At 51.1% G+C, this 18,965-nt stretch carries 17 protein-coding genes and 1 pseudogene; 3 read left to right on the forward strand and 15 right to left on the reverse strand.

Annotated features, from left to right (window positions below):
* Positions 1 to 5: 5 nt before the first annotated feature.
* The 13 genes and pseudogenes from BN4_RS17170 to BN4_RS08390 form a co-directional block, all read right to left on the reverse strand.
* Positions 6 to 3,194 (reverse strand): PAS domain S-box protein, encoded by a 3,189-nt coding sequence (locus BN4_RS17170; RefSeq protein ID WP_015414941.1) that lies wholly within the window; start codon positions 3,192 to 3,194, stop codon positions 6 to 8.
* A 325-nt stretch (positions 3,195 to 3,519) separates the two neighbouring features.
* Positions 3,520 to 4,725 (reverse strand): FprA family A-type flavoprotein, encoded by a 1,206-nt coding sequence (locus tag BN4_RS08340; RefSeq protein ID WP_015414942.1) that lies wholly within the window; start codon positions 4,723 to 4,725, stop codon positions 3,520 to 3,522.
* 95 nt (positions 4,726 to 4,820) lie between these two features.
* Positions 4,821 to 4,982, reverse strand: coding sequence for a rubredoxin (rd, locus tag BN4_RS18135; protein ID WP_231856617.1), 162 nt, complete (start codon positions 4,980 to 4,982; stop codon positions 4,821 to 4,823).
* Positions 4,983 to 5,054: 72 nt separating this feature from the next.
* A pseudogene (locus BN4_RS18260) lies at positions 5,055 to 5,267 on the reverse strand (rubredoxin); the annotation flags it as partial.
* A 272-nt stretch (positions 5,268 to 5,539) separates the two neighbouring features.
* Positions 5,540 to 5,926: a desulfoferrodoxin gene (locus BN4_RS08350; RefSeq protein WP_015414943.1), complete on the reverse strand. Its 387-nt coding sequence runs from the start codon at positions 5,924 to 5,926 to the stop codon at positions 5,540 to 5,542.
* A gap of 27 nt (positions 5,927 to 5,953) precedes the next feature.
* Positions 5,954 to 6,526, reverse strand: a complete 573-nt coding sequence (rbr, locus tag BN4_RS08355; RefSeq protein ID WP_015414944.1) for a rubrerythrin — start codon at positions 6,524 to 6,526, stop codon at positions 5,954 to 5,956.
* A 303-nt stretch (positions 6,527 to 6,829) separates the two neighbouring features.
* Positions 6,830 to 7,228, reverse strand: a complete 399-nt coding sequence (locus BN4_RS08360; protein ID WP_015414945.1) for a Fur family transcriptional regulator — start codon at positions 7,226 to 7,228, stop codon at positions 6,830 to 6,832.
* Between the two features lie 300 nt (positions 7,229 to 7,528).
* Complete coding sequence (locus tag BN4_RS08365; protein ID WP_015414947.1) at positions 7,529 to 9,544, reverse strand: methyl-accepting chemotaxis protein; 2,016 nt, start codon at positions 9,542 to 9,544, stop codon at positions 7,529 to 7,531.
* 9 nt (positions 9,545 to 9,553) lie between these two features.
* Positions 9,554 to 9,994, reverse strand: coding sequence for a cytochrome c family protein (locus BN4_RS08370; RefSeq protein ID WP_231856618.1), 441 nt, complete (start codon positions 9,992 to 9,994; stop codon positions 9,554 to 9,556).
* Between the two features lie 181 nt (positions 9,995 to 10,175).
* Positions 10,176 to 13,172, reverse strand: coding sequence for an AIR synthase-related protein (locus BN4_RS08375; RefSeq protein ID WP_015414949.1), 2,997 nt, complete (start codon positions 13,170 to 13,172; stop codon positions 10,176 to 10,178).
* Between the two features lie 66 nt (positions 13,173 to 13,238).
* A complete protein-coding gene (locus BN4_RS08380; protein WP_015414950.1) occupies positions 13,239 to 14,207 on the reverse strand; it encodes a polyprenyl synthetase family protein in 969 nt (322 codons plus the stop codon).
* Between the two features lie 42 nt (positions 14,208 to 14,249).
* The gene (gene mqnB / locus BN4_RS08385) at positions 14,250 to 14,948 is read right to left on the reverse strand and encodes a futalosine hydrolase (RefSeq protein ID WP_015414951.1); all 699 of its coding nucleotides are present in this window, start codon (positions 14,946 to 14,948) and stop codon (positions 14,250 to 14,252) included.
* 9 nt (positions 14,949 to 14,957) lie between these two features.
* Positions 14,958 to 16,280, reverse strand: coding sequence for a nucleotide sugar dehydrogenase (locus BN4_RS08390; RefSeq protein WP_015414952.1), 1,323 nt, complete (start codon positions 16,278 to 16,280; stop codon positions 14,958 to 14,960).
* A gap of 65 nt (positions 16,281 to 16,345) precedes the next feature.
* On the opposite strand from BN4_RS08390, the gene BN4_RS08395 reads away from it, so the two are divergent.
* Positions 16,346 to 16,552 (forward strand): DUF2065 domain-containing protein, encoded by a 207-nt coding sequence (locus BN4_RS08395; protein WP_015414953.1) that lies wholly within the window; start codon positions 16,346 to 16,348, stop codon positions 16,550 to 16,552.
* Between the two features lie 23 nt (positions 16,553 to 16,575).
* On the opposite strand, the gene BN4_RS08400 is transcribed toward BN4_RS08395, so the two are convergent.
* Together BN4_RS08400 and BN4_RS08405 are read right to left on the reverse strand one after the other, a co-directional pair.
* Positions 16,576 to 17,454 carry a ubiquinone/menaquinone biosynthesis methyltransferase gene (locus tag BN4_RS08400; protein ID WP_015414954.1) on the reverse strand — a complete coding sequence of 293 codons (879 nt, stop codon included), beginning with the start codon at positions 17,452 to 17,454 and terminating at the stop codon, positions 16,576 to 16,578.
* On the reverse strand, positions 17,455 to 17,664 hold the full coding sequence (locus BN4_RS08405) for a hypothetical protein (protein WP_015414955.1): 210 nt from the start codon (positions 17,662 to 17,664) through the stop codon (positions 17,455 to 17,457). It lies immediately after the preceding gene.
* A 428-nt stretch (positions 17,665 to 18,092) separates the two neighbouring features.
* Here BN4_RS08405 and BN4_RS08410 point away from each other — a divergent pair, with 428 nt between their 5' ends.
* Together BN4_RS08410 and BN4_RS08415 are read left to right on the forward strand one after the other, a co-directional pair.
* Positions 18,093 to 18,605, forward strand: coding sequence for a CreA family protein (locus BN4_RS08410; protein WP_015414956.1), 513 nt, complete (start codon positions 18,093 to 18,095; stop codon positions 18,603 to 18,605).
* 97 nt (positions 18,606 to 18,702) lie between these two features.
* A complete protein-coding gene (locus BN4_RS08415; protein ID WP_015414957.1) occupies positions 18,703 to 18,945 on the forward strand; it encodes a hypothetical protein in 243 nt (80 codons plus the stop codon).
* The last annotated feature ends 20 nt before the right edge of the window (positions 18,946 to 18,965 follow it).

Genomic DNA, 18,965 nt, shown 5'->3' on the forward strand with positions numbered 1-18,965 from the left:
GAGTGCTACTCCTGATTTTCCGGTCGAGGATTCGTGGATTGCTGACCGGGAAACACGAAAACAAACCGACTGCCCTGATCTTCACCTGAACTCTCAGCCCATATGGTGCCGCCCTGTAATCGCAAAAGCTGGGCAGAAAGGGGAAGTCCCAGACCTGTCCCCGGAGTTTTATCGATTTTGCCCGATTTGACCTGATAAAAGGAATCAAAAATCTTGAAAAGTTGCGATTCGTCAATCCCGATACCCGTATCCGTGATCGAGACGAGAAGCCAATCAGATTGATCTGAAGCCAATTCTCCCCAAAGTGTCTCTGGGACCTTCTCCCGTACCGAACCAAAATCAAGCCGACTTGCAGCAAGAGTTATTTGTCCGCCATCCGGTGTAAACTTGGAGGCATTGGAAAGGAGATTGAACAAAACCTGCTTGATCTTCCGTTCATCAGCACTCACCATCCCTATATCTTCTGGAAAATCCGTCACCAACTCTATATTGTGTTTTTTTGCCTTTTCCCTGATATAAATGAGACTTGTGCTCAAAAGCATATCCAGATCAAATTGGGAAAGCTGGATTTCCATTTTGCCTGCTTCAATCTTGGAGAGATCAAGAACATCATTGATCAGTGCCAGAAGGTGCTGCCCGCTTTGCAGGATATCGACGATATATTCGTCCTGTTTCTCTGTCAGCGGTCCAAAGTATTTATCCTGAAGTACTTCTGCAAAACCGATAACCGCGTTGAGTGGAGTCCGTAATTCATGACTCATGCTCGCCAGAAAATTCGACTTTGCCTGACTGGCCGCTTCCGCGATTTCCTGGGCAGTCTGAGCCTCATTACGTGCGTCGATGAGGCTTTGCTCAGACCGTTTGCGCTCTGTAATATCCGAAATAAAACAACACATGAAATGAGTCTCTTCAGCGATCAGAAAATAGGTTACCAATTCGACGGCAAGCCGGGTTCCATCACTGCGCCGCAGCATCGTTTCAAAACTCACTCCTTCGAGTTTGCGTGCCCGTTCGAAAACTTCTGTCAAATGTTCCGAATCAAGATCAGGAAGAATTTCGTTGATGGAAAGGGTCAACAATGCATCCTTCTCCCTCCCTATCTGCCTGACCGCACCATCATTGACATCGAAAATGGAACCATCCGGCCGTACCCAATAAATCCCCTCTCGAGATCGATCCACAGAAAGGCGGGTTCGCCGTAAGGCTTCATCCATTTGCTTTCTTTTAGAAATATCCTCTATCACTGAAATGAAATGGATTGGTTCACCATCTATGTCTCTCATGAGCGAGACTGTGAGATTGACCCAAACCAGACCTCCGTCCTTGGTCCAGTACCGTTTTTCCATTCGGTAGTTCTGAATCTCGCCGGAAATCACTTTGCCGACCAACTCCAGATCCGTTGCCAGGTCATCGGGATGAGTGATGTCCTGAAAGGTCTTGTGGATCAATTCACTCCTCGGGTATCCGACAATCTCACAAAGCTTGTCATTAATTCGAATCCAGGAACCATCCAATCCCACGTGGGCAAGCCCGACTGCCGCCTGATCAAAAGTGGCCCGAAAGCGCGCCTGGCTGATCTGAGCAGCCTTTTCAGCCTTCCGTATTTCGGTCAAATCCCTCAGTGTCGCAGTGAAAAAGCGCTCTCTGCCAACCACAACTTCACTGACTCCCAGGTGCACAGGAAATTTTGACCCATCCTTGCGCAGCCCAAAAGCCTCACGCCCCTCGCCCATTATTTTCCGTTCCCCTGTCAGCAGATATCTGTCCACGTATGATGCGTGCTCCTCACGATAAGGGGAGGGCTGGAGCATGGTCACGCTTCTCCCGACGACTTCCGAGGCCTTATACCCGAAAATCCCCTCTGCGGCCTTGTTGAATCCCAAAATATTCCCTTGAATATCCGCACTGACTATCCCTTCCAGCGTATTATCAATGATGGCAGCATTGATCGCTTCACTTCGTTCCAACTGATGGTTTGCCATCTCCAGTTCTTTGGTCCGTTTCGCCACCTGACTTTCAAGATTTGCGTAAAGATCACTCAATTTGTTTGCCATATCATTGAATATTCTGGAAAGAGTCCCGAATTCATCATCGTTGATGGACTGGACACGCAACTCCCTCTTGCCAGCCGCATACCCCGTCATGGTTCGACTCAACTCCTGAATCGGTCGAGTAATGACGATCCCACCGTACATGGCAATGCACAGCCCGCTAATCAATGCCCCCAAAGGAATCAGAAACACGAACCATGAGAGACTCCTGAGAATTGAAACCACAGACGGAGCTCGAACGAGATGAATAAGTGTCAAAATCTTCCGACTCGAACCAATCTCCATCTGAATGGGTGTTGCATCCCACTGCGTTCCTTCAATGGCTAACGTTGTTTGCGAGTTATCCATCAATGATTTGGAATGTTCCGGAAAATCAGTGAAAATACCCGTTCGAGAATCAGGATCAACCATGCCCCATATCTTTTCCGGGGATTTCTCATTATAAATATAGGTTCCGTCATTATTGACGATCATCCAAAACCCACGACTTTCAGGCATGGTGCTGACCAGATCGTCTATGAGTTCATTTCCATAATAGTTGAGAATGACCAACCCGATCTTGTCGTCCCCTCTGTAGATTGGGGAAATAAACCTGAGCATCGGATTGTACGGAAGCTCAATCCGATTATTTTCCATATTCAGATCAAGTTGCGAGATGTAGACCTCGCCTTTCCCTACTGCCAAGGCTTCCTTATAGTAATATCGATTACTTTTTTTCTGGAGATTCTTCTCGCTCACAATCTTTGAACGCCCGCTGATATAATCAACACGCCCTCTTTCAAATCCAACCAGATCGATAATTCGCAGCTGTCCATATATTTTTTTTGATTCCAGGAAGTTTGACATGAAATCGTAGAGTGCATCACGATTCTCCGACGACAAGGAATTCGTCTTCAGATCTTTTGCCAGGTACGGTCGCATGGCATCCACAAGGAAGAGAATGTCAGATCGGGCAATGTTGATTCTATTCTGTAAAAAGCCCTTTGCCGATCTCAACAGAACCTTCTCTTCCTGATGCTGCTGCTGTACCTGCTCACGAAGCATAAAAAATGTTGTCAGCCCTGTGCCTGTGGTAAAAAAGGGGACAAGCGTCAAGACTGTCAGAATCATGAGCTTTTTCTTGACACCAAAAAAGAATGACATACTTCGTGCCTCACTTTGAAACAATGCAAAGACTCTGTGGACCACTCTGGGGGGAAAAGCTCTCTGTTGGAGCTGAAAACGTTCAAGAACTCATTCCACCGCACACCTTATACACTCCTTATTACAGGTACCCTTCAGTCATGGAATGATTTTATTAAGCATATATTTCTCAGGAAAAATCCGACAACAAAGTACCATAAAAGAGAAGAAAGCCCATGCTCTTCTAACTGCCATTCTGCCAGACTCCTCGTGCCTCCGGGCGTCAAATAAGAAAGGCCCGGTCTCAAAAGAGACCGGGCCTTTCTTATTTAATATCAATCAATGGCTAACCAATTTTTTCCTTAATGGCGGCAGCCAGGGCTTTTCCCTGATTATAGCATTCCGCGAGCGTATCATGGGTCGGGACATGCTTGACCTTGACCGGATCAAGGACTTCCATCCCCATATCTTCCAACCACCCGTTGAGAATCTTGACGCATTCTCCAGACCACCCAAAGGAGCCAATGGCTGAACCAATTTTATTCTGGGGGCGCAATCCTTTCATGTAGGTCAGCATGTCAGCCATCAACGGCAGAATCCCGTTGTTATGCGTCGGTGACCCGACAACAACCGCTGCGGCATCAAAAACTTCTGTCATAACATCGGAATGATCGTTTGACTTCATGGACATGACGCGCACGGAGACACCTTCATCCGCCAATCCAGAGGCAACGGCATTGGCCATTCTCTCTGTTGAATGCCACATCGTGTCATAGACGATGACAGCCTTGTTCTTGGGTTTCTGCTCGGCGAATTCGGTATATTTGTCAAAAACCCACTGAATGTCTTCCTTGCCACGGAACATGAGACCATGATCAGGACAAATCATCTCGATATCAAGATTCATTTCGCCCAGAGCCTTGAGGGTCTTCAACACGACAGGGGAGTACGGCAGGACGATGTTAGCATAGTATGCTCCCATCAACTCTTCCAAAGTTGACCGATTGACCTCATCTGCCCAGCGCTCACTGGTTGCCCAGTTCTGGCCAAACGCGTCGTTGGTAAAGGCAATCTTTTCCTCTGGGCAGTATGTCAGCATGGCATCGGGCCAATGCAGCATACGGGTTTCCACAAACTGCAATGTCCGCTTGCCGAGGGCAATCTCGGTGCCGGTAGGCACGACTTCCACAGGCCAATCGGTGTAATGGAAATGAGCCTTCATAGCTTTTTCACCCATGGGAGACGTATAGATCTTCTCAGGGCGGTACTTCTCGAAAGCATACTCCAGGCAGCCTGCATGATCGGGTTCCAGATGGTTGATGACGAAGTAGTCAATCTTTCCATCCGGTCCCAAGGCATGGGCCAGATTGCATTTGAGGGTATCCCAAAATTCGGCAGCCACTGTATCGATCAGGACTGTCTTCTCATCCTTGATCAGGAAGTTATTATAGGTGGTTCCTTTGTGCGCGATGGAGTAGCCATGGAAGTTTCTACGATTCCAGTCCACGACACCGGTCCAAAACACGCCTTCCTTTATTTCAACTGGTTTCATCTTTTTCTCCGCATTGAATGGTCAATCAACCAAAAGGGCAAAAAGAAGCGCGAGCCGTGGCACGCGCTTCATCCCGCGATGTCGGGCGATTTTTTCTAGTCTTCAGGAACAAAACTGTCCTTGGTTGCACCACAAATAGGGCAGGTCCAATCATCGGGCAGATCCTCGAAACTGGTGCCAGCCGGGATATCATTGTCGGCATCTCCAACTTCTGGATCGTAAACATAGCCGCAAATTTCGCATACGTATTTCTGCATCTGATTCTCCTTTTGGTCTGATACTGTTGCAGTAGTGGGGGCGGCTGTCAACTTCTGCGAATCGGTTTCCACCGGGAGTTCACAGTCCGCCTGAGTCGAGCCTGCTCCGGCCAACGGTCTGAAGCATTTCTTCGAACCGCCACAAATCGGGCATCGCCACTCATCGGGCAATTCCTGAAACAAGGTACCTTTGGAAATTTTTCCTCTTCGGTCCCCTTTGTCAGGGTTGTAAATATATCCGCAGTTCACGGTTTGGCACTGCCACATGTCTTCTGGCTTCGCCATCGCGTTCCTCCACTGTTCCCGTCCCGGTTCAAAACTGAACAGGGACACTTTATGCCCGTAACGTTCCTTCTCACCTCGGCCAAGGGGAGGAATACCAAATGCCGTTTTTTTTGGAAACAGCATACACGGGGACCATGAAGGGGCAGTCGCCCTGCCCCTTATGATTTGAGTCTGGCTGACAGAATTCCCGATGACATCCACTCCGGGGAAGCGCCCCGGCCTTGTCGCGTACAAACGCGGAACAAACAGGAATCTATCGTGATCGCAAACGCCTATTTACCGGCCCACAAGCCATGAATATTGCAATATTCCCGAGCGGTGATGTCACCGGTCAGTCCGCTGACACAGAATTCTGCCACGGGAGCATCGCCTGGCTTGAGTATCTTTGTCAGCACAGTATCGCCGACGCACAGTTCTATCCATTCGATGTAATGCTTTTCTTCCATGGGGTGGGCAGTAGAACCGACCTTCACGGTGACTTTGTCTCCATCTTTTTCAATGACGGGGATATGCTTTTCGACGGCTGCGTCAACAGTATTTTCAGTCATCAGCACCATCTCTTCGCCGCAACAGACCAGATCGCCGCCGCCTGCATGAATCGCCATAACGATGTTGCCACAGGCATTGCATTTGTAAACTTCACCAAGTTTGATAGCCATTGAGTCGTCTCCTTGTAAGGTTGAGGTTTACCAGTTGTAGTCTCTCATCTCGAAATGGGCCTTGGGGTGCGCACAGGCAGGACATTCGTCCGGGGCACTGGCTCCTGTGTGGTTGTATCCACAGTTCTGGCACCGCCAGGTGATTTTCTCTTCCTTGGCGAAAACAGTGCCATTTTCGATATTTTCGATCAACTTATTGTATCGTTCTTCGTGGTAGGTCTCGGCAATGGCGATGTGCTCCATGACATCGGCGATTTCATCGAATCCCTCCTGACGCGCGACCTTCGCAAATTCAGGGTACATCTCAGAGTACTCTTCATGCTCGCCAGCAGCAGAAGCCTTCAGATTTTCCAGAGTCGTTCCTATCTTTCCCGCAGGGAAAGAGGCAACGATTTCTGCATCGCCACCTTCAAGAAACTTGAACAGGCGTTTGGCATGCTCTTTCTCATGATTGGCGGTCTCTTCAAAAATCTTGGATATCTGAACGTATCCTTCCTTTTTAGCCACACTGGCAAAATAGGTGTATCTGTTGCGAGCTTGGGATTCGCCACAGAATGCTGTCAAAATGTTCTTTTCGGTCTGGGTTCCTTTAAGTGACATACAGTCCTCCTGACATGAATGTAGAATTTGAATTGATGCAAAATTCACTTTGCGACACCTGTTTACCATATCCGTTCGGAATGTACACCTCCTGGCAAAAACTGGCGTATTATTTTCACCAGTGGTGACATGGCAGATGAAAACTGATTTCTTTTCATAAAATAAGACTTTTATGACCAATCTAGGAATTATTACTATTTACTTTGCCAAACTCTGTCAAGCCGGAATCGGAAGCTTTATAAAAAAAACGAAAAGACCAAGCAGTCGAAACTGCTTGGTCTTTTCGAAAATCTCTCTGACAGACTACTGCTGAGTCTTCTGGCACTTGGGGCAGACACCCACGAATTCAACATTGGTGTTAAGAATCGTGTAGCCGCTCGTACAGGAATCAGGAATTATCGGGATTTCGACATCGCACTCGACATCGGCAACTTGAGTACACACCGCACACCGTATATGAGGATGCGGTTCTGCCACACCGTCAAACCGCTTCTGAGCTCCGGGCGCCCCCAGCTTGAGGACAAGACCTTTACTACTCAGAAACTCGAGATTGCGGTACACAGTTCCAAGGCTGATACGAGGGATGATCTTGCGGACCATATCGTACACTTCATCGGCTGTGGGGTGAGAATTCACCTTTTGCAACTCTTCCAGTATCACTTTCCGCTGTTTGGAAAGTCTAAATCCCATTTCGGAAGCCATAGGCTACCTCCCAAAATCTTTATAGCAATAATTACTATTCCGTCTTGACCTTTTTGTCAAGACCCCCCGCCGGTTGTGTCTGTAAAGCCTTCTACGGCAATACATTCAAAGTGTTATACAAGATAATTGCCAACACGGACGTGTTCCCCCAGGCAATTTGTGCCTTTTCAGATTTAAAGCTGAACGACTCCCTCTTTCGAATACAGACTATGCATTGACCATTTTGAGCCCATGCTCCACAAAACAAGCCGGGGCGACTCGATTATGTATCGAACCGCCCCGGACATGACTGCATGTCTCTCAATTTCGGAACTTGGCCACCAATTCACTAAGATGGCCCGCCATTTCCGAGACTTCACGAATACCGTCGTTGGATTCCTTGATCCCCCGCAGGACATCCTGTGACAAATTATTGATATGCGTGACGCTGTTGTTGATCTCATCTGAAGTAGCGGATTGTTGCTCCGCTGCCGTGGCAATACCGCGGACCATATCTGCGATGGAGTCGGAATGCAAAACGATCTTTTCCAGGACACCACCCGCTTCTTGCGCCATGGACGAGGTATTAACGACACTCTTTTTCGCCGTATCCATTTCCTTGACGACATCCGTGGTGGATTGCTGAATAAGCAGAATGGCTCCTTCCACTTCCTTGGTGGCATCCATGGTCTTTTCGGCGAGCTTGCGAACCTCATCCGCCACAACTGCAAACCCGCGCCCGGCTTCCCCAGCTCGTGCTGCTTCGATGGCGGCATTAAGCGCCAGCAGATTGGTCTGATCAGCAATATCATTGATGACCGCCATGACCTTGCCAATATTTTCGGCACGACTGGACAACGATCCGAGAGCCTCTGCCAGATGTTCCGTTATCTCAGCCACCGAATTGATCTCGGCCACGGTCTTGTTGACCACAATGCCACCATCTGCCGCAACGGTATTTGCCTTGTTCGAGGCATCCGCTGTCTCTGAAGCATTTTTGGCGACTTCGAGAACAGTTGCGTTCATTTCTTCCATGGCCGTTGCGACCTGACTCGTCTGATCGGCAGTGGTATCTACCCCTTTTGCCAACCTGTCCATCTGTTCCATCAAGGCATCCGATGCCTTATTCAATTTGTCGGCAACCTCTGTCACTTCATTGGCCACGACCAGAAGATTCTGCCGTTGCGCTTCAATATTCTTTTTATCCTCTTCCTCACGAGTGAGGTCGATCAGCACACAAATGGCCCCAACCGTATCCCCTTCGGCGTCTTCAAGAGGCGAGGCCTCGAAATGCAGCGGGAACGTGGTCCCATCCGCACGGCGATAGTTGAAATTACCGGAAATGGGGATACCGCTCGCAATGACATGGGCCGCATCACAGGTATCATCTCCTGGGTCACATTCAAAAATGGATGAGACAGGACGTCCTTTGACCTCATCTTCAGTTAATCCCAGAATCGTTCTGAGTGGCGGATTGATGAATTGCAGCCTTTCTTCGGAGTCAGTCACAAAAAGCGGCACAACAATCCCGTCGAGAACACTTTTATTGTACTGAAGTTGATCCTTAATCTGCTCGACCATTTCACCGAGATATCGAGAAAGGGAACCGAGTTCATCCGCCCCTTCTACCGTGAAACGGGCATTCAGGTTTCCTTTGCTCACTTCTTCGGTGGTTGCGGCAATGCTGGTAATCCGATTGACGACGGACTTGCGCATGAAAAGAATCAGTGCGGCCAGCAGCGCCACAACTCCAAGCACGGAAATGGCGGCGGCTTTTATCTGACTGTTTTTGAGACTGGCAAACTGCGGATTGACATCCACGGTCATGACCATGGTGCCCAGGATTTTCCGCGTCCGGCCATGACAGTGGTGACATGACTTCTGATTGGCAATACTTTTGACTTCGGCAAACTGCAATCTGCCGTCGATCTTCATGAGTTCGCCTTCAGCAATATTCTCCTTGATTCCCCGCTTGACGAGATCTGGCAAACCGTTCTCACCACGAACATCAAAGATGGATTTTCGAACCACGCCTTTTTTGGTGGAATAGGTTATCTCTCCGCTATAATCAGTGAGATAAGCGTGGATATTTCCATAGCGCTCAGCCATTTCGGTAAATTTTTGCGCGGTTCCTTCATTATCCCCCACAGCCATAGGGTCTTCGATAGCCATATAGAGCATATCCGCTTCGCGCACCGAGGCGGCTTTCACCTCATGCAGTGTCAGGGAATAGGTCGTATAGGAATTGTATATGAAGAGTCCGGTGAACGCGACAATGGTCAGCAGCGAAGAGAGCAGGATGACCTTGACTCCGAGGGACTGTCTGATGAATTTCATGGCAGCCTCCTAGTGCGCCCCGCCGAAAAGCAGCGGCTTGAAGTCAAACGCGGCAACCCGTTCCGGGTTGTGACACCGTTCACAGTCGGCGAGTTCCAATTTCGCCTTAATCAATTCGGGGTCTCCACCTGCCTCAATATGGTCATAGCCTGGTCCATGGCATGTCTCACACCCCGCTTCGGCCATTTGCGGCGTTTCGGTAAAACCTACAAATCCACCTGGCTTGCCGAAACCGGTCATGTGACATTCAAAACATTCTTCCAATTCCTGGCGGGTCAAATCCCCAGCCATCATTTTTACAGATTCACCAGAATGTGCTTTCTTGGAGTACTTCTTGTAATTGTTGTACTCTTTTTCATGACATTCAGCGCACGCTTCGGAACCGACGTACTGCCCCGAATTCGTCCTCCCCTGGGACGTCATACCCACGGCAACAAAAAAGGCCACCATGAATACCATCAGGCAGCCTTTTGACCAAACAGATTGAAAAAGCATGGACCAACCCCCATCAACAGATCGAAACCAACATAAGCAATACGAAGTATATTGCTTACTAGCCTTTACAAGGCTATAGATGGTTTTTCCATGGAGGTAAAGACGTTACATTCTCTTTTACATCCACTTTCCCTTCTTACCAGTCAAGGGTTGCCTTGAAGGAACTGGCCAGATCAGAGACAGTGATATCAAGGATATCGGTATCTCCGTTCCTGACAACCAACCGTTTGCTCTCTGTTACCGAACCAACGCATGCCATTATTTGTCCGGAAAAAACAGACTCAAAAGCCTGCCGCTTGTCCGCCGGGACCGAAACGACCAAGCGACTGGCGGATTCGGCATACAGTCTCCCAGTCGCATCCAATTCTCCTGTGACAGGAAGCATGGCGAGATCAACATCAGCTCCAAGGCGGCCACCAATACACATTTCGGCAAGAGCCACGCCAAAGCCGCCATCGGAACAATCATGACAGGCAGAGATGAGCCCGGCCTGACTGGCTGTAAACATACTCTGATACCGCGTCTTGGCCGACACAAGGTCCACCTGAGGCACTCGACTATCTGAAAAATCGAGCTGCTGACTGATTTCACTGCCACCGAATTCCGGCTTGGTCATACCGAGCACATAGACAAGATCACCAGTTTTCTTGAAGTCGGAGGTCAGGCACTTGTTCACGTCAGGAATGACTCCGATGACTGAAAAAAGGACGGTCGGCGGAATGGAAATCTTCTGCCCACCACCCTTGTAATCGTTTTTCATGGAATCCTTGCCCGAAACGCATGGCACACCGAACCCAAGGCAATAATGGGCCAGAGCCTGATTTGCGCGAACCAACTGGGCGAGCTTGTACTGTCCATCCGGGGTAGACTCGGACTGGACCGGGTCGCACCAGCAGAAATTATCACACCCGGCCATATAATCGACATCGCCGCCAACAGCCACGGCATTACGAATCGCCTCGTCAATGGCATTGGCCATCATCCAATAAGTATCGATATCAGAATACTCAGGACAAATACCGTGGGAGACAACAAGACCACGTTCACTGCCCAATTCCGGCCGGACCACACCAGCATCGGAAGGGCCGTCCGCCTTGATGCCGACCATGGGTTTGACGGCGCTGCGTCCCTGAACTTCATGGTCGTACTGACGAACGACATATTCCTTGGAGCAAATATTCAGACGACCGAGCATATCCTTGAGCAGACCATTCTGATCCAAGGGGGCCGGAATGGATTCATCCGTGATAACCGGACGTTCCCAGACAGCAGCCAGCTCCATCTGCGGGACACCGTTGTGCAGGAATTCCATATCAAGGCAGGTGACGACCTTCTCCCCATAGGTGACATGGTACTTGCCCGATTCGTTAAAATTGCCAAGGACCGTGGATTCCACATCCATCTCGTCAGACAAAGCCATGAAGGCATCCAGCTTCTCAGGCGGCACAGCCATGGTCATCCGTTCCTGTGCTTCGGAAATAAGAATTTCCCACGGCTTCAAACCGTCATACTTCAACGGAGCCTTAGCCAAATCCATCAGGAATCCGCCGGAATCCTCAGCCATTTCCCCGACAGAAGAGGACAGGCCTCCAGCACCATTATCGGTGATGGCGTTGTATAATCCGCGATCACGGGCGCGCATCAGAAAATCATACATTTTGCGCTGGGTAATGGGATCTCCAATCTGAACCGCCGTGGCAGGGCTGCCCTCGTGCAGTTCTTCGGAAGAGAACGTTGCACCATGGATGCCGTCGGCACCGATACGACCGCCTGACATGACAATGTAATCACCGGGAAGTGCGCATTTTTCATGCGAAGGACGTCCGGCGACCTCCACTGGCATGGTGCCGATGGTGCCGCAGTAGACCAGTGGTTTGCCAAGATAACGCTCATCAAAAACAATGGACCCGTTCACCGTGGGAATACCGGATTTATTGCCTCCATGTTCGACACCCTCACGCACTCCCTCGAAGACGCGACGAGGATGCAGCAGTCTCGGAGGCAACTCCCCTTCGTGGAAAGGAGAAGCAAAACAAAAGACATCGGTATTACACAAAAGGTTTGCGCCGATCCCGGTGCCCATGGGGTCACGATTGACGCCCACAATACCGGTCAGCGCTCCGCCGTAAGGATCAAGGGCGGACGGTGAATTATGCGTCTCCATCTTGACACAAACATTGAGCGTCTCGGAAAAAGCGATGACCCCGGCATTGTCCTTGAAAACGGACAGACAATAATCACCGCCGTCTCTGGTCTCGGCATTGCGCTGACGAATCTGTTTGGTTGATCCTTGAATAAAGGTCTTGTAAAGGCTGGAAAACTCCGAGATCGTACCGTTTTCCTTATTCTCATACGTGATCCTGGCACTAAAAATCTTGTGTTTGCAGTGTTCCGACCATGTCTGAGCCAACACTTCGATCTCCGCATCTGTCGGATTCACATCCAGCCCCATGGCTGCCCGTTCCTTCTGCACCGCCGGATCGGCATAATAATCCCGGATGATATGCAGTTCTTTGAGCGAAAGGGCCAGGGTGTTAGCACGGGAAAAAGCCATCATCTCGTCATCACTCATGGTGGAAAGCGGGATGATCGCCACTTCATCACTGGCCTGGCCGGTCACTCGCGCCGCCTTGGCCTCAAAACCGGGAGCCTCAGCCCAGGTCGCGGCCGATTTGTACTCGTAACGCTGGATCAACTCATTGGCCAACAAATCCTTGGCCACATGTTGAATACCGGCTTCATCCATATCGGCAGTGATGATATATTGCTTGGAGGTGTAGACCTTCACGGATTCCATGTCCTGCTTGGATAATCCGAGTGTCACCCCAAGGGTTTCGCGAGCGGTCCGCCCTTCGTTGTCCGTGACACCGGGGCGAAATCCGACTTCGAGAATCCAGTCGAAATCACGGGCCAGAGGTGCAAGGGCCACTTCATGCAAGACCGGATCATGCAGGGCTGCACGTTCGATAGCCAGGTCCACCTGCTCCTGTGTCAATCCCTCCAAAGTAAAAACACTGGCGATGCGAACATCACGCACCTGCACATCGAGTTCACTCTTGATCTTGCGGGCGAACTTTTCACCCACCACATCACGGACACCCTCTTTCAGACCGACGATGACACGACATAGCATGTTGAATTCTCCTCTCTCTCAATATAGCAGAAAGCCGGTCACCTCATCAGAGGGACCGGCCTGAAATTATTTGGTTCTGGTCAGTACGAAATCCGCAGCCTGTTTAAGCACGACGACCGGTTCGCCCGGAGCCAGTCCATCCAGACAGGCCTTGGCCTTCTCGACATAGGCAGCGGCCTCGTCGCGGGTCTTTTCAGAGAATCGCCCTTCTCGGACACGAGTCAAAATGGTGTGACATTCACTTTCGGACAGAGACCCTTCCTTCAATCCTCGGAGCAGGGACTCACGATCCAGGGTCGCGTCCTCTTCCATGAGCAGGATCAGGGGCAGGGTTACTTTCCCTTCCTTGAGATCGCCACCTTCGGGCTTGCCTGTCTCCGAAGTCGGGGAGGCATAATCAAGCGCATCGTCCACCAACTGGAAAGCGATGCCGAGATTGAGACCGAAGGCGCCGGCAGCGTCTTCCTGCTCCGAAGTTGCTCCGGCCAAGGCCGCACCACAGCGGCAGGCACACTCGATAAGCTTGGCAGTCTTGCCGATGATTATCTCCATATACCTGTCTCGATCCAGAGACGGATTCTTGGAAAATTCAATCTCCTCGATCTCGCCCACTGCCGTCTCCATGATGCCACGGGCCAGCAGCCATGAAAGGCGGGCCTTGCCATAGCGGGCTCCCATCTCGTTGGCGAGTGCCAGCAAGGCGTCACCGGCCAGGATCGTCTCTGTCCGACCAAAGACAAGATGCGAGGCAGCCTTGCCGCGTCGCAATTCCGCGTCGTCAAGAAAATCGTCATGGAGCAGCGTCGCGGAATGCAATAATTCCAGCGAGCAGGCTATGGCGTGATAATCCGTGCCGGTATAACCCTGTGCCCGGGCGAAAAGCAGCGTCAGGATAGGGCGAATGCGTTTGCCGCCCGATCCGATGATATGCTTGGCGACATCCTTGACCAGTCCGTTAAGCTGGTTGGCCTCGGTGTCGAGAAATTCATTGATCGCGGGAAGTTCCCGCTGAAAATAGCGAAGTAATTCGTTCATGTCCGGTCACTATGTCAGGTTGCGGGGAGGGAGTAAAGGTCTCTACTTCCCCGTAAAAAGATATTGAGCGCACTTCCCCAGCGCGCCAAAGGCCCCCTTGAGGTCCCAGTCCTCGACGTCCCTCGATCCCACCAGATTCGATATGGTCCGCACTTCCAAAAATGGCATCCCTTTTTGCTTGGCCGCAAAAGCCAGGGAAAACCCTTCCATATTCTCTATATCCGAGTTGTATGCAGTTTTGAGCCATCCCGCCCGATCGGCCATACTTGTCACCGAATTGACCGAGAGAGCCGCAGCCCTCCCCCATTTTTCGCCAAGTCGCACCCCCATGGCTTCCGCATCATTGACAGGCACCAGCTTGACCCGATTCCAGACAGGTTCTCCGTCTATATGTCCCTGGGCAAAACCAAGAGCCTTGGGATCGACCCGGCCATCCTGATCCAGCACGCCATACTCCGGCCATGTTTCCTGCCATGCATAGGTTACGCTGCACATGGGGAACTCTTCCAGATCATAGGCCCCGGCAATACCGAGATTGACGACTCCGGTAACTCCGGGGCGACCGAGGAAACGACCGATGGCCAGAGCGGAATTGACCAACCCGACTCCGGTAACAGCCAGAAGCAGAGAATGGTCGCCAAGGGAAAACTCCAACGCTTCTCCCTGTTCCACGGCAGGAGCCTGGGCAAAACCCAGAGCAGCCTTCATTTCCTTGGCCGTGGCAGTGGCGACGATAATCATGTTGCGCTCCTAGAGACGCCAGTAGGCGACATTTTCGGTTTCAAGTTCCGCACGATCGAAAAAACATTTCACATCAATGATCAGCGCTGTCTCCGGGGTGGAGAACCATTGTTTCAAGGCAGCGACGGAAATACTCTTGTACTCATCATGCGGCACTGCGAGGATCAAGGCATCCAGATCTCGCATTTCCTCCAAGGAGCAGAGATCAATCCCCAATTCCTCCCGAGCTTCCTCATGATCGGCCATGGCATCATGCACCAAGGTGTCCGCACCATAATCGTCAAGCTCTTCCAAAATATCCACAACCCGTGTATTGCGCAGATCCGGAACATTTTCCTTAAAGGTCACCCCGAGCACTCCGACACGGGCACCCTTGATTTTACAATCGTTCTTGATCATCAGCTTGACCGTTGACTCGGCAATAAACTTGCCCATGCCGTCGTTGATCTCGCGTCCGGCCAGAATGACATGGGGATGAAAGCCCTCGGCCTCGGCTTTGAAGGTCAGATAATACGGGTCAACGCCAATGCAGTGGCCGCCCACCAGACCGGGCCGGAAGGGAAGGAAATTCCACTTTGTTCCGGAGGCTTCAAGCACGTCCAGAGTATCAATCCCCATACGGTCGAAGATGATAGCCAGTTCGTTCATCAGGGCAATATTCAGATCACGCTGGGTATTCTCGATGACCTTGGCAGCTTCGGCTGTTCTGATATCCGCAGCCAGATGCGTTCCGGCCTCGATAATAGTGCCGTAAACGTCTTCCAACAGCTTGCCGGAGGCTTGATCCTGCCCGGAAACCACTTTGACGATTGTTTCCAACCTGTGCACCTTGTCACCGGGGTTGATCCGTTCCGGCGAATACCCCACCCAGAACTCTTCCCCATTCTTCAGGCCGGATTCCTTTTCGAGAATCGGGACACACATCTCTTCTGTCAGCCCCGGAAAAACCGTGGATTCATAGACAACGACAGAACCGGGCTGAAGATGCTTGCCGACGGAACCGCTGGCACCCAGCACGGGCCGCAGATCCGGCGAATGGTATTCATCGATGGGAGTCGGCACGGCCACGATCACGAAACGGGTCTTCTCGAGATCGGCAAGATCGGCACTGAAAACCAGATCGACATCCTCTCCCACTGTCTCGAAATCCACTTCCCCGGTGCGATCGATGCGGGAATTGAGTTCGTCCACACGTTTTTGCGATACATCCACACCGACAACCTTGAAATGACGGCCCAAAGCCACGGCCAAGGGCAGCCCCACATAACCGAGACCAACGACCGCGATGGCGTCTTCCTTTTTCTTGAGCTGATCAAAGTGAATCATGTTCATCAGATATATTCTCCGGTTTCCCGTTCAGGTGGACACAATCTCTGTTCCCGGCTATCCTTCGCCGCATGAACATTGACTGGTCGCTCCTCATCATCGCTGTCGGGCTTGCCCTCGTCTTCGAGGGGATTCCCTATTTTCTGTTCGCCGAGCGTATGCCGCTCGTCCTGCTCAAACTGGCGGAACAACCGCCCAAATTCCTTCGCTTCATAGGACTTGCCGCCATGATACTTGGCCTGCTCGTCATTTCTCTGGGCCGCTCCCTGACTCTCTAAGTTCAGAGAACGGATCTTCGCGGTCACTTTCCTGCGGTCCGACTTCTTTTTTTCGCACCTTTTCCAGCGCTCTTCTTTGCCGCGCTTCCTGCTGCTTTCTTCTTTTCAAGAGTTCTTTGTTCACTCCCGAAGGCATCTTCGGCAGCCGATGACACCTGTCCCGGCTTTTCCCCAACGTGCAGATAAACAATACCCGACATCATGGGGACGTGATAAACCCGTGCAAATCCGGCTTGCATCATTTCTTCTGCCAGAGAACGCTCGTCAGGGAACGTCTTGATACTTTCGGCAAGATATCGATAGGCTCCGGGATCGCCGGAAATACGATCACCGATAAACGGTAACAATTTATCGAGATAAAAATTGTAAAAGCCCTTCCAGACCCGCTTGCTCCCGGTACCGAACTCCAGAATGCATAATCGGGCACCGGGCTTGAGCACCCGGAAAAACTCACTGTACGCGTCCTCGCGGGGCAGAATATTACGGATGCCAAAGGCAATGGTTGCTGCGCCCATGCAGTTGTCCGGCAAGGGGAGTGCGCGCCCGTCGGCCTGAACCGGGAAAATCTTTTTTTCACGGCCGTCCTTGAGTTTTTTTGCCTTGCCGTTTTCCAGCATGGGCAGGGAAAAATCAAGGGCCGCAATCGAACTCTGCGGGTATTGTCTCAGCAATTCGACGGAAACATCCATGGTTCCGGCGGCCAGGTCCAGCACAGTCTCTCCCGGAGCCGGACGGGCTGCTTTGGCCAGCCGGTAACGCCAGTAGATATCCTGACACCCGGACAGAGCATGGTTAAGAAAATCATACCACCCGGCGATACGGCCAAACATATCGGACACACGTTTCCCGTGCTCATCATGTGTCGTGGCCCCCGTTGCGGACCGGACTTCAGACCTGGTCATCTATTCGCCCTGTCCCGCACTCTCTTGTGCGGCCAATTCTTCTGCTCGCGACCCGTCCCCGGCAGTCTCTCCGGTGATGGTCCGCATGACATCCTTATAAATGACATCAAAATTCTGACCAAAATTGCTGGGAGAAATCCGCCCCACCTCGATAAACTTGATCACCACTTCTTTGGCGACCTGCAAAGCCTGTTTCTGATATTTGTCCATAAGAATCTCCCGTGTATACAATGTAAAAAACCGCCCGGTGGGAAATGGCCTTGACCAACATAGTCAGGGTAGCCGGGCGGGAAAAAAGGAAAGAAACCGAAAAGCCCCCTTCTTTTTTGCGCGATCAGTAGCACGAGCCACCACGGTAAGTCGAGGATTTTAGCCATCAAATCCCGCCGGACAAGCTCCTGCCAGAACGTCCTACGGGGGGGGCGATTCTCCTTGAGAAGAAATTTGCGCTCCAGGCAAGAACGGAGAGAAGAACCGTATTACAGCTTTCTTCGCAGCACATCCCCGACGTGGCCGATTTTCCAGCTTGCAAAGGCATGGGAATGGCAGTTCACATCATCTTTTCGGGAAGGTCAAGATTCCGGAAAATAATACCTCCCCCCCTTGCCAACATTGAAAACCCTTGTTAGATGGTATCTATGCAATCTCTAGATTTTTTCTCAACAAAGCGGCGTTCGCCTTTCGGCCATATTTTCCGCGTGTTCTTTCTCGCACTCCTTCTGTGCACTCTCTCCCCCTCTCCTGTTGCTTCCGAAGTCATAGGGACTGTCGATACTGTCTTTCACATGTTTTCCCGCGATGACGACATCGTGGTGGAAGCCTTTGATGATCCCGACATACCGGGTGTGACCTGCTACTTGAGCCGCGCTCGCAAAGGGGGTGTCAAAGGAATGATCGGTCTGGCCGAAGACCCGTCGGATGCATCCATCGAATGTGTTCGCACCGGGCCTATCGAAGTCCCTCAATCCGTCTTGTCCGGCAAGAAAGATGGTGAAAGAGTCTTCAAGAAGGCGACCTCACTGGTCTTCAAGTCCATGCAGGTCATTCGTTTCTATGACAAGAAGCGCGATGTTCTCATCTACATGGTTTACAGCGACAGAGTGGTTGAAGGGTCACCCAAAAACAGCGTGACTGTCGTCAAGGTTCAATAATCGGCTCAGCCATTCTCCTCGGCCTCCACTTTGAGGCAAGAGGGAATACGAGAACGGAAACATCAACTCCGGGACAGGCGCAGCCAGGGAGGGAATCATGAGCAAGGAAGAACTTTCCCGATTGGTCGGCGATGTTCTGGATGACCCAGCCATGCTGGCGGAAGCCATGAAGATCACCGACCAGACAACTCTGGAACACTATATCACTTCGAGAGGGTATGACCTGACCACGGGCGAAATATCAGAAGCCTGGACCATGAGCACCGTGATGCTCACTGAGAGCACTCACTCCTTCGCCCCCTCCAGTTCGTCCGGCAAAGGCTCACTCAAATTTTCATGATTACTCGGGAATGGCCCGAG

It is taken from the genome of Pseudodesulfovibrio piezophilus C1TLV30, from assembly GCF_000341895.1.
GTDB lineage: Bacteria > Desulfobacterota > Desulfovibrionia > Desulfovibrionales > Desulfovibrionaceae > Pseudodesulfovibrio > Pseudodesulfovibrio piezophilus.

Bases quoted from the DNA above. Each gene is read 5' to 3' on its own strand.
- BN4_RS17170 (WP_015414941.1), bottom strand. From the start codon at position 3,194: ATGTCATTCTTTTTTGGTGTCAAGAAAAAGCTCATGATTCTGACAGTC.
- BN4_RS08340 (WP_015414942.1), bottom strand. From the start codon at position 4,725: ATGAAACCAGTTGAAATAAAGGAAGGCGTGTTTTGGACCGGTGTCGTG.
- rd (WP_231856617.1), bottom strand. From the start codon at position 4,982: ATGCAGAAATACGTATGCGAAATTTGCGGCTATGTTTACGATCCAGAA.
- BN4_RS08350 (WP_015414943.1), bottom strand. From the start codon at position 5,926: ATGGCTATCAAACTTGGTGAAGTTTACAAATGCAATGCCTGTGGCAAC.
- rbr (WP_015414944.1), bottom strand. From the start codon at position 6,526: ATGTCACTTAAAGGAACCCAGACCGAAAAGAACATTTTGACAGCATTC.
- BN4_RS08360 (WP_015414945.1), bottom strand. From the start codon at position 7,228: ATGGCTTCCGAAATGGGATTTAGACTTTCCAAACAGCGGAAAGTGATA.
- BN4_RS08365 (WP_015414947.1), bottom strand. From the start codon at position 9,544: ATGAAATTCATCAGACAGTCCCTCGGAGTCAAGGTCATCCTGCTCTCT.
- BN4_RS08370 (WP_231856618.1), bottom strand. From the start codon at position 9,994: ATGGTGGCCTTTTTTGTTGCCGTGGGTATGACGTCCCAGGGGAGGACG.
- BN4_RS08375 (WP_015414949.1), bottom strand. From the start codon at position 13,172: ATGCTATGTCGTGTCATCGTCGGTCTGAAAGAGGGTGTCCGTGATGTG.
- BN4_RS08380 (WP_015414950.1), bottom strand. From the start codon at position 14,207: ATGAACGAATTACTTCGCTATTTTCAGCGGGAACTTCCCGCGATCAAT.
- mqnB (WP_015414951.1), bottom strand. From the start codon at position 14,948: ATGATTATCGTCGCCACTGCCACGGCCAAGGAAATGAAGGCTGCTCTG.
- BN4_RS08390 (WP_015414952.1), bottom strand. From the start codon at position 16,280: ATGAACATGATTCACTTTGATCAGCTCAAGAAAAAGGAAGACGCCATC.
- BN4_RS08395 (WP_015414953.1), top strand. From the start codon at position 16,346: ATGAACATTGACTGGTCGCTCCTCATCATCGCTGTCGGGCTTGCCCTC.
- BN4_RS08400 (WP_015414954.1), bottom strand. From the start codon at position 17,454: ATGACCAGGTCTGAAGTCCGGTCCGCAACGGGGGCCACGACACATGAT.
- BN4_RS08405 (WP_015414955.1), bottom strand. From the start codon at position 17,664: ATGGACAAATATCAGAAACAGGCTTTGCAGGTCGCCAAAGAAGTGGTG.
- BN4_RS08410 (WP_015414956.1), top strand. From the start codon at position 18,093: ATGCAATCTCTAGATTTTTTCTCAACAAAGCGGCGTTCGCCTTTCGGC.
- BN4_RS08415 (WP_015414957.1), top strand. From the start codon at position 18,703: ATGAGCAAGGAAGAACTTTCCCGATTGGTCGGCGATGTTCTGGATGAC.